The organism is Nocardia sp. SYP-A9097 (assembly GCF_009649815.1).
GTDB lineage: Bacteria > Actinomycetota > Actinomycetes > Mycobacteriales > Mycobacteriaceae > Nocardia.
In genome coordinates, this window is sequence record NZ_WJIC01000018.1 from 134,662 (window position 1) to 144,067 (window position 9,406).

Sequence of the window (9,406 nt, forward strand, 5' to 3'; positions counted from 1 at the left end):
CAAGGTTATGCTTACCTAACTTATTGGGGCAGGTTAGCATTACCTTCCTTCGAATGGTCAACCTCGCCGGACGACCCCCGTCACACCGGCCGAAACCCGCACCACGATCAGGGAATTGCCCGACCCGCCGCCCCGCGGCCGTCCTTTCGAGTTCAATGGATTGCGCGGCTCATATGCGGAGGTAACTGGAAATGCTCGATCACGACAGTCGGCTCCCGGAGGCCGCCATCACCCCCGGGTCGGTGGTGGCGCTGGTCGACGCCGCCGGACGGGTCGAACGCGAACTCATCGGCAACTGGCTCGCCGAGGGCGGTATCGCCCAGGAATTCGGCACCGGCGCCCCGGTCACCCAGATCGACCTGGATGCCGACGCCCTCACCACCCGGCTGGTCGGGCGACACGACGACCCACTCGTGGTACCGGTACGCGTGCTGTGGCTGCCACCGGAACGAGATGGGGTGCGGCGCACCAGCTTCGGCGACCTCGTCACCCTCACCAACCCGCGCAAACCCAATCGGTTCATGCAGCGCAGGCTCGTCACCAAGGCCCCCGACCGGCACCTGGTCCTCACCGGCGCACCCGCCCGGCTGAGCGAGCTGCGCGCCAACAACCCCGGATCCGTCGGCGCGCCGGAGTCCTTCGCGCGCGCCATCGTCCGCGCGGGCACCGTCGCCCTCGAACGCGCCGAACGCGCCGTGATCGGCGACCGCTACAAGGTGCCGCGCCTGGTCGCCGAGGAGATCCTGGACTCACCCGAATTCCTGCGCCGCCTCGATGCCATTGCCGAACAGGCGGATACAGCCCCGCGCGAGGTGTACCGGCGCGCCGAGAAGGCACTGCGCGAACTCGTCGCCGCCCAGAGCCGGCTGGTGTCCGACCTCTTCACCCAGGCCATGCGGCCGGTACACGCCTCCACCTGGAAGGTCGACGACGATCCCGCCGGACTCGACCGGCTGCGCGCCCTCAACCGGCGCTATCCACTGGTATTCCTGCCCTCGCACCGCTCCTATGTGGACGCCTTCGTACTCGGGGATATTCTGGCCCGCAACGACTTTCCACCCAATCATGTGGTCGGCGGGGCAAACCTCAAATTCTGGCCCATCGGACCCATTGCCCGGCGCACCGGAACCGTATTCATACGGCGTAGTTTCGGCGATGACGAGGTCTATAAAGCGGTCGTCGAGGAGTACTTCGCATATCTGCTCGCCAAACGATTCAATCTCGAATGGTATTTCGAAGGCGGGCGCACCCGCACCGGCAAACTCCGGCCCCCGCGCTACGGTCTGCTGAATTATCTCGCGGCGGCATTGCGTTCCTCCCGAATCGACGATGTGATGCTCGTTCCGGTCTCCATCACCTATGAACGACTCAATGAAATCGGAGCCATTGCCGACGAACAGACCGGCGGCAGTAAGAAACCCGAGGGCATAGCCTGGCTGGCCCGCTATGTACGCAATCAACAGCATTCCGCCGGGCGCGTCTATGTGCGTTTCGGCGATCCGCTCTCGGCCCGTGATCGGCTGGCGGTGTACGGCGACCCGTTGCGGACGCATGCCCTGACCGCCGAACCCGAGCTGGACGAGCTGGAACACAAAGCGGTGCAACGGCTCGCGTTCGAGGTCGCCGTGGGCATCAACAAGGTCACCCCGATCACCGTCAACGCCCTCACCGCCCTGGTCCTGCTCGGCGTGCACGAACGCGCGCTCACCCGCGGTGAACTGGGCAATGCCATCGCACCGGTGCTGAACTACATCGAATCCCGGAACCTGCCCAGCGGTGAACTCGAGACCCTGCGCGACGATCACGGCCTGGCCGTGGTGCTGGAGCAGCTCACCGTCGCCAAGGTCGTCACCGCGTACCGCGGCGGCCTGGAACCGGTCTACTCCATCGGCGCGGGCGCACACCTCGAGGCCGCGTTCTACCGCAACAGCGCCGTGCACTGGTTCGCCAATCGCGCCATCCTCGAACTGGCCATCCTGACCGCCGTCGAGGCCCCCGAGGGCGATCAGCTGCGAGTCGGCTGGGAGGCCGCCTACCGGCTGCGCGACCTGCTCAAATTCGAATTCTTCTTCCCCGAACGCGCCGAGTTCGCCAGCCAGCTGACCGCAGAAATGCTGCGCGTCGATTCCGACTGGCATCGGCGCACCGCCGCGGGCACCGTCGGCTCGGAAATCCTTGCCCGCCTGGCGGAATCCGGTTTCATGATGGCGCATCGGGTGCTGCGATCGTTCATCGACGCGCAACTCGTGGTGGCCGAGCGCCTCGCCGCCCGCGATCCCGCCGCCACCATCGACAAGAAGGCGTTCATCGACGAATGTCTGCAGGTCGGCAAACAGATGCTGTTGCAACAGCGATTGCAGAGCCCGGAATCGGTGTCCTCCGAATTATTCGGCAGCGCAGTCAAACTCGCCGACAATCACGGCCTGCTCGAACCCGGCGACGACCCGGAAGACCTGGTCGCCCGGCGCACCCGCTTCGCCGCCGAACTGCGCGCCATCGGAGCCCGCATCTCCCGCGCCGCCACCCTCGACCCATCCAACCGGCTGGAAACGCTATGACACACCGGGCCGCAGGCGGCGAACTACTCGCGCCGGGCGTCGGCATCATCGAACAACCCATCGGCGCAATCGATCTCGAAGAGGCGGTGGCGGCCATCCGCACCGGGCCGCAGGGGCCGCGGGTCGCGGCCGTCTTCGACTTCGGCGGGACCGTGGTCAGCGGATTCAATCCACCCGCCGCACTCGCCCGCCTGGTACGGCCACACCGTGGGCGCACCGCCCTCGCCGACGTCATGCTCGGCAGTATTCGCGGCGCGCGCAGCGAGGGCGAGTACGAGCGATTCCTGCAGCAGGCCATGCACACCTGGGCCGGAGTGCCCGAGACCGAACTCGACGAACTCGGCACACAACTGTTCCGCAAGACCGTGCACGGGCACCTGTACCCCGAAGCCTGGCGACTGGTGCGCGAGCACGAAACCGCCGGGCACACACTGATACTCGTCAGCTCGCTGACCAGGTATCAAGTCCAACCGGCGGCGGAGGAACTCGGCATACCGAACGTGCTGTGCACCACCATGGCTGTCCAGGACGGCGTACTCACCGGACATGTCGAGGGAAAACCGCTGTGGCGCAATGGCAAAGCCGACGCCGTCCGCCGGTTCGCCGCCACCCGCGGCATCGACCTCGGTCAGAGCTCGAGCTACGCCGACAGCGCCGCCGACCTGCCCCTACTGCAGCTCACGGGGCATCCCGTCGCGGTCAACCCCGACCCCCGCGTAGTGCTCGAGGCCGCCGAAAAGAGTTGGCCGGTACTGCATTTCCGGCCCCGGCAGGCCCCCAAACCCACCGACTACGCCCGCACCCTCACCGGATTCGGCGCCCTGCTGGGCGGTGCGCTGTTCGGCGTCGCCGCCAAAGCACACACCAAACAGCGCAGGCAGATGGCCGATTCCATGATGACCGTCGCCGCCGGCTCCACCCTGCGCGGCACCGGAGTGCGGGTCCGGCTGGCCGGGGCCGAAAACGCCCGCGCCCCAAGGCCCGCCGTCTTCATCTTCAATCACCAGAGCCAGTTCGACATCGTCGTGATCGCCGAGGTGCTCGGGGCAGGATTCACCGGTGTCGCCAAGCGGGAAGTCGCCAACAACCCGCTGTTCGGGCCGCTCATGCGGTTCGTGGAGGTGACGTTCATCAATCGCGGGGACAGTGCCGCCGCCCGCGCGGCGCTGCAGCCCGTTGTCGAAACCCTCAGGGGCGGACTGTCGGTCGTCATCGCCCCGGAGGGCACTCGTTCGCTCACGCCGCGCGTAGGCCCCTTTAAAAAGGGCGCCTTCCACATTGCCATCCAGGCGGGCGTACCGATCATCCCGGTCGTCATCCGCAATGCCGGCGAAATCGCCTGGCGGAACTCCGCCGTCGTGCGCAAGGGCACCGTGGACGTGGCCGTGCTACCGCCCATCGACGTCAGTACCTGGGACCCCGCCCACATGGACGACGAGGTGGCACGGGTGCGTCAACTATTCGCCGACACCCTGCTGCACTGGCCGGAAGACGAATGATCCCGCACCACATGGTGGTGCGGGATCATCGAGCAACGGGTGTGGGTCTTCAGACCTGCTTGCCGAACAACAGCTTCCACGGCATCAGCGCCGATTCCAGCTGCACCTTGAAGGTCATCTTGGACGCGCCCTTGGTGCGCTCCTCGAAGCGGATCGGCACCTCGGCGATGACAAAGCCCTTCTTGACCGTCCGGTAGTTCATCTCCACCTGGAACGAGTAGCCATTGCTCTTGATCGAGGCCACATCGATGGCGCGCAGCGTATCGGCCTTCCACGCTTTGAAGCCCGCGGTCGCGTCCTTGACGCCCAGGCTCAGAATCAGATTCACGTAGAAGTTCGCCCACGCGGACAGCGCCTTGCGATGCCACTTCCACTCCTCGGCGGTGGAACCGCCGGGCACATAGCGGGATCCGAGCACGACGCCGGCATCGGTGGTCTGCAACTTCTCCAGCATGGCCGGAATGACCTCGGCGGGATGCGAGAGGTCGGCGTCCATCTGGATCACCACATCCGCGCCCTCGGCCAGGGCCCGGGTGATGCCCGCGATATAGGCGCGACCGAGGCCGTCCTTCTCGGTGCGGTGCAGCACGCTCACGACATTCGGCAGGTCCACAGCCAGCTTGTCGGCCACCTCACCGGTGCCGTCGGGCGAATTGTCATCCACCACCAGCACATGCAGGTCGGCCACCGGCAGCGCGGTGAGTCGCTCCACCGCCACCGGCAGGTTCTCCCGCTCGTTGTAGGTCGGCACCACAACGGTCACCTTCAAGGACTCGCCCTCCCGCTCGATTCTCGCCCGTACCCCCAGTACGGGCGGGCACATCGTCGTTTCTGCTCCAGAAACCTTAGTTGATGCACCTGTGCGCCAATTGAGCGCACCAGCCCGAGAGACTAACCCATCCGGGTGACTTCAGTCGTCCTCATCGTCGGCGGCCGCGTTCCGCGCCCTCGCGATCTCCAAAGCCCTTTCGGCAGTTGCCTTGTCGGGATAGGGCCCCATCCGGTCGCCCACCCAGCACTGCTTTCCCAGTTCAGCACGGTGATGATCGATGCAGTAATACCACTGGTCGTCTTCGGCAGCCATGACCCCAGCATCCCACCAAGATCAGAAGGCGCCGTGCCGAACACGCAAAAAAGACCGCACCCGAAGGTGCGGTCCTCTATGTCACATGGTGGCCAGAGCCGGGATCGAACCGGCGACCTTCCGCTTTTCAGGCGGACGCTCGTACCAACTGAGCTACCTGGCCGAAGCACCCGGTATCGAATGCCAAGATAAAGTCTTGCGACCCTGACGGGACTCGAACCCGCGACCTCCGCCGTGACAGGGCGGCGCGCTAACCAACTGCGCCACAGGGCCTTGCTTGCTCCACTACAACAGCGTTGCCACTGTTGTACCCCCTACGGGATTCGAACCCGCGCTACCGCCTTGAAAGGGCGGCGTCCTAGGCCGCTAGACGAAGGGGGCCCGCCGGATTACTCCGGACCGTTACACTCAACGGCTTCCGTTGGGAGCGGAGATAGCTTATGACAGCATCCGCTCAATTCCCAAATCTGCTGTTCAGACCGTCAAATTGAGATCTTCCAGCCGGGCGGACACCCGCCATCCGACGCGCCGGAACTCCTCGGTCCACTCGGGAGTCGCGGTGGCTTCCACGATCATCTCGAGCGCCTCGGTGAACCGGGAACGCAGATCCACCGGACCACCCAGCACATCGGCGATATAGCGCTGGCCCGCCAGGGCCGCCGCCAGCGTGCGGGTGAACCGATCCGGATCGGCGTCGGCACGCAATTGCTTGTGCTCGATCGCCCGTACCGCGAGCAGCCGGATGGACCGGCCCAGAATGCGACCACCACCCGCCTGGATATCGCGGTAGAACTCCGGTTCGATGATGAGCCGGAACTCGGCCTGGATGATGATGTCGTTCTCCAGCCGCAGCGCGATCTCGTCGATCATGCCGTGCAGGACATCCAGGGGTCCGAGATCTCCTCTGCCGAGCCATCTTTCGGTGGACGTGCGGTAGCGGTCGACAGCCGCTTCCAAGACCGCACGAGCCAGGTCCTCCTTGGAGTCGAAGTGAAAGTACATGGCGCCCTTGGTCGCGCGTGAACCTTCCAATATGCGGTTGAGCGATGCAGCGGCATAGCCGCTCTTCCCGAACTCAACGGCGGCGGACCTTATGATCGCCGCGCGTGTCCGGCGGGCCCGCTCTTGCTGCCGTGCCATGCTCGAAACGCCTCCGAAGCTAGCTACCGCCGCTGGCTACCCCGTGGAGTTCCACAAAGCGCCCTCGACGCAAAGTTACGTGTCTTTCAAATACTTCAAAACGGGCTTCGCCCGAATTACCAAACTTTTGGTACGAAAAAGCGCGAAAAACTTGAAACACACCAACTGGTATAGTTTTTCCCGCCCGGGTGCGCCGCAGGGGGTGCGCATCCGAGCGTTCTAGTCGTCAGGATCCGCCTCCCGCAGCCTTATCTGGTTGGAGCCGCAATCGGCCAGAACCGGTCGCGACACGTTCGGGCACTTCAACGATAAGCCGAATCCTGTGCAGCCGGGGCAATCTCGGTTGTTCAGGAATTCACCAGTCGGTCACCGTACCCGGATTGCGCACCCTGCGTGAGGTGTACCGGAGAGTCAGTTAGCCAGCACGCCTCCTATGGAAAGCCGCAATTCCCCAGCTATCTTCTGGGTGAATGGTCCGAAATGCTGAATTCGCCCATATCCCACGGATGTTCGGTATTCGATCTCATCCGCGGACCCCACCCCGGTCCATCCGGCAGCGTCCATCGACTCGGGCCGCTGCCCACCAAAACGCTTGCCACACATCACCATTGGATGATATTCACAATCAGGCGCATCGAAACAATCTGCGTGTCAACGCGATTGCCGAACAGCAGTACAGCGCCGGTTCCGGCATGCGCGGGCGCGCTCGGGCGACGGCCGGGCCGCGGCCCGCACGCCATCACAATCCCCACCGACCGGTCCGCACCCTCACAGCCCCTCATGGTCCCCCCGGGCGCCCAACCCACCGCCCCCGAAAACAGGGGATCGGCACAGGCGGTCACCGGTTCGGCACAGCCGGTCACCCGAGCAGCGGGCGACACCACCGACACACACCACGCCAACCGCCATGACCAGCGCAAACACCGCACGCCCGAACATAATCGGATACTCGTTTAACAGTTGCGGGGTCAACCTACTAAACTCACCCACCGCGCCCCTATAGCTCAGTTGGTAGAGCTACGGACTTTTAATCCGCAGGTCGCAGGTTCGAGCCCTGCTGGGGGCACCATTTGTCCTGATCAGGACGCAGGTGCCGAGGGGTCCGGGATACTACATTCGGACCCCTCGCCACATCGGCGAATCCGTGGCAATCTGTCCGGATTTCGCCTACCGTGACCCGGGTAGAGCTTTTCCGGGATGCCAACACCACAGGCGGAGTTCATGACTTCCTTCGATGACCTGCTCTCCAACGTGCCCGTCGGACAGATCGCCGATAAGCTCGGCGTCGACGAGGCGACCGCCACCACCGCGATCAACGCGGCCATTCCAGTCCTCCTCGGCGGATTCCAGGCACAAGCCGGCAACCCCGACGTCGGCCTGAACCTCGAGGGCGAAGTGGCCAACCAGCCACTCGGACTGCTCGACGGCGGCGTCGACATCGACCAGGTCGACACCGACAACGGCAGCCAGATCATCGATCAGACCTTCGGCACCGAGAAGAACACCGTGATCAGCGCGCTCGGCAATGTGGGCGGCGGCAACGCCCAGGACCTGATGGCCAAACTGCTCCCCATGCTCGCCCCCATAGTGTTGGCATACCTTGGTAAAAAGGCATTGGGCGGTGGCGGTGTGGCCACCGGCGGTGACGCCGCCGCGGCGAGTGGCGGCGGCATCGGCGACATCCTGGGCAGCCTGCTCGGCGGCGCGACCGGCGGCAAAGGCGGCGGCGGACTCGGGGACATTCTCGGCAAAGCCGTCGGTCAGAACGCCGGGAATGTGCTCGGCAATGTGCTGGGCGGACTGTTCGGCAAGAAGTGAGCACGCACCGAGACACGGTGCGCAGCTAACGAACTGCGGCTCATGGCGATACACAGGGCGCCGTGAGCCGCTTCTCTTATGACATCCCTCACTAGCTCCGCAATGGCAACCGTATGAGTTTCACATCACCATACGGTGCCGTAAGGTATGGGCCGCGGCGGCAGGCCGGCGAGGGTACAACAGCTTGATCGCACGATACGAAGGGCATATGCATGGCAAAGGATCTGACTCAACTCGAGCTACTCACAGAGTTGGAGCCGGTTGCCGCGGAGAACGTAGATAGGCACCTCTCCCTGGCCAAGGAATGGCATCCGCACGACTACGTGCCGTGGGACGAAGGCCGCAACTTCGCCGCCATGGGCGGCGAGGACTGGGATCCGTCGCAGTCACGGCTGAGCGAACTCGCCAAGGCAGCCATGGTCACCAACCTGCTCACCGAGGACAACCTCCCCTCATACCACCGTGAAATCGCCGAGAACTTCTCCCAGGACGGCGCCTGGGGCACCTGGGTCGGCCGCTGGACCGCCGAGGAGAACCGGCACGGCATCGCCATGCGCGACTACCTCATCACCACCCGGGCCGTCGACCCCGTCGCCCTCGAAGAAGCCCGCATGATCCACATGACCAACGGCTTCGCCTCCCCCGCGCAGGTCAGCCAGACCGACGCCGGCTTCCTCTACTCGGTCGCCTACGTCACCTTCCAGGAACTCGCCACCCGCGTCTCACACCGCAACACCGGACGCGTCTGCGACGACCCCATCGCCGACCGCATGCTGCAGCGCATCGCCGCCGACGAGAACCTGCACATGATCTTCTACCGCAACATGTGCAGTGCGGCACTTGACCTTTCACCCGATCAGACCCTCGACGCCATCACCCTCATCCTGGAGAACTTCCAGATGCCCGGCGCCGGTATGCCCAACTTCCGCCGCAACGGCGTACTGATGGCCAAGCACGGCATCTACGACCTGCGCCAGCACCTCGAAGAGGTGGTCAACCCGGTTCTGAAGAAGTGGCGGATCTTCGAGCGCGACGACTTCACCACCCGTGGTGAGGAGACCCGCGAACGGCTCGGACTCTTCCTGGAGCGGCTCGGCAAAGACGTCGAGAAGTTCGAGGAACAGCGCGACCGCATGCTCGCCCGCGAAGCCGCCAAAGCCGAAAAGGCAATGGCTAGCGCCTAAGAGAGCGTCTGAGAACTCGGTGAGGGCGTCGGTGTGAGGCTCGAGATTTGAGTGAACTCCTGGTAATTCAGTGTTTACCAAGACGCTGATCTACCAGGAGTTCGTGTGCCAGTATCGCCGATT

Annotated in this window: 7 protein-coding genes and 4 tRNA genes; 5 read left to right on the forward strand and 6 right to left on the reverse strand. The window is 64.5% G+C overall.

Features of this window, described 5'->3' with window-relative positions:
• Window positions 1-191 precede the first annotated feature (191 nt).
• Both GFY24_RS29115 and GFY24_RS29120 read left to right on the forward strand, forming a co-directional pair.
• A complete protein-coding gene (locus tag GFY24_RS29115; protein WP_153808303.1) occupies window positions 192-2,558 on the forward strand; it encodes a glycerol-3-phosphate 1-O-acyltransferase in 2,367 nt (788 codons plus the stop codon).
• Window positions 2,555-4,057 carry an HAD-IB family hydrolase gene (locus GFY24_RS29120; protein ID WP_153808304.1) on the forward strand — a complete coding sequence of 501 codons (1,503 nt, stop codon included), beginning with the start codon at window positions 2,555-2,557 and terminating at the stop codon, window positions 4,055-4,057. The genes GFY24_RS29115 and GFY24_RS29120 overlap by 4 nt, the downstream gene beginning before the upstream one ends.
• A gap of 49 nt (window positions 4,058-4,106) precedes the next feature.
• On the opposite strand, the gene GFY24_RS29125 is transcribed toward GFY24_RS29120, so the two are convergent.
• From GFY24_RS29125 to GFY24_RS29145, 6 genes are all read right to left on the reverse strand, one after another.
• Window positions 4,107-4,880: a polyprenol monophosphomannose synthase gene (locus GFY24_RS29125; RefSeq protein WP_194853056.1), complete on the reverse strand. Its 774-nt coding sequence runs from the start codon at window positions 4,878-4,880 to the stop codon at window positions 4,107-4,109.
• Window positions 4,881-4,967: 87 nt separating this feature from the next.
• Entirely contained in the window at window positions 4,968-5,141 is a 174-nt protein-coding gene (locus GFY24_RS41285) for a hypothetical protein (RefSeq protein WP_194853057.1), read from the reverse strand.
• 86 nt (window positions 5,142-5,227) lie between these two features.
• A tRNA-Phe gene (locus GFY24_RS29130) sits at window positions 5,228-5,304 on the reverse strand.
• A 36-nt stretch (window positions 5,305-5,340) separates the two neighbouring features.
• Window positions 5,341-5,414 (reverse strand) — tRNA-Asp (locus GFY24_RS29135).
• A 35-nt stretch (window positions 5,415-5,449) separates the two neighbouring features.
• Window positions 5,450-5,522 (reverse strand) — tRNA-Glu (locus GFY24_RS29140).
• A gap of 93 nt (window positions 5,523-5,615) precedes the next feature.
• Window positions 5,616-6,281: a TetR/AcrR family transcriptional regulator gene (locus tag GFY24_RS29145; protein WP_153808306.1), complete on the reverse strand. Its 666-nt coding sequence runs from the start codon at window positions 6,279-6,281 to the stop codon at window positions 5,616-5,618.
• A gap of 993 nt (window positions 6,282-7,274) precedes the next feature.
• Between GFY24_RS29145 and GFY24_RS29150 the strand changes: the two genes are divergently transcribed.
• From GFY24_RS29150 to GFY24_RS29160, 3 genes are all read left to right on the forward strand, one after another.
• Window positions 7,275-7,350 (forward strand) — tRNA-Lys (locus GFY24_RS29150).
• 152 nt (window positions 7,351-7,502) lie between these two features.
• Window positions 7,503-8,099 carry a DUF937 domain-containing protein gene (locus GFY24_RS29155; RefSeq protein WP_153808307.1) on the forward strand — a complete coding sequence of 199 codons (597 nt, stop codon included), beginning with the start codon at window positions 7,503-7,505 and terminating at the stop codon, window positions 8,097-8,099.
• A gap of 212 nt (window positions 8,100-8,311) precedes the next feature.
• Window positions 8,312-9,283 carry an acyl-ACP desaturase gene (locus GFY24_RS29160; RefSeq protein WP_153808308.1) on the forward strand — a complete coding sequence of 324 codons (972 nt, stop codon included), beginning with the start codon at window positions 8,312-8,314 and terminating at the stop codon, window positions 9,281-9,283.
• Window positions 9,284-9,406: the final 123 nt, after the last annotated feature.

Bases quoted from the DNA above. Each gene is read 5' to 3' on its own strand.
- GFY24_RS29125 (WP_194853056.1), bottom strand. From the start codon at position 4,880: ATGTGCCCGCCCGTACTGGGGGTACGGGCGAGAATCGAGCGGGAGGGC.
- GFY24_RS29145 (WP_153808306.1), bottom strand. From the start codon at position 6,281: ATGGCACGGCAGCAAGAGCGGGCCCGCCGGACACGCGCGGCGATCATA.
- GFY24_RS29115 (WP_153808303.1), top strand. From the start codon at position 192: ATGCTCGATCACGACAGTCGGCTCCCGGAGGCCGCCATCACCCCCGGG.
- GFY24_RS41285 (WP_194853057.1), bottom strand. From the start codon at position 5,141: ATGGCTGCCGAAGACGACCAGTGGTATTACTGCATCGATCATCACCGT.
- GFY24_RS29120 (WP_153808304.1), top strand. From the start codon at position 2,555: ATGACACACCGGGCCGCAGGCGGCGAACTACTCGCGCCGGGCGTCGGC.
- GFY24_RS29155 (WP_153808307.1), top strand. From the start codon at position 7,503: ATGACTTCCTTCGATGACCTGCTCTCCAACGTGCCCGTCGGACAGATC.
- GFY24_RS29160 (WP_153808308.1), top strand. From the start codon at position 8,312: ATGGCAAAGGATCTGACTCAACTCGAGCTACTCACAGAGTTGGAGCCG.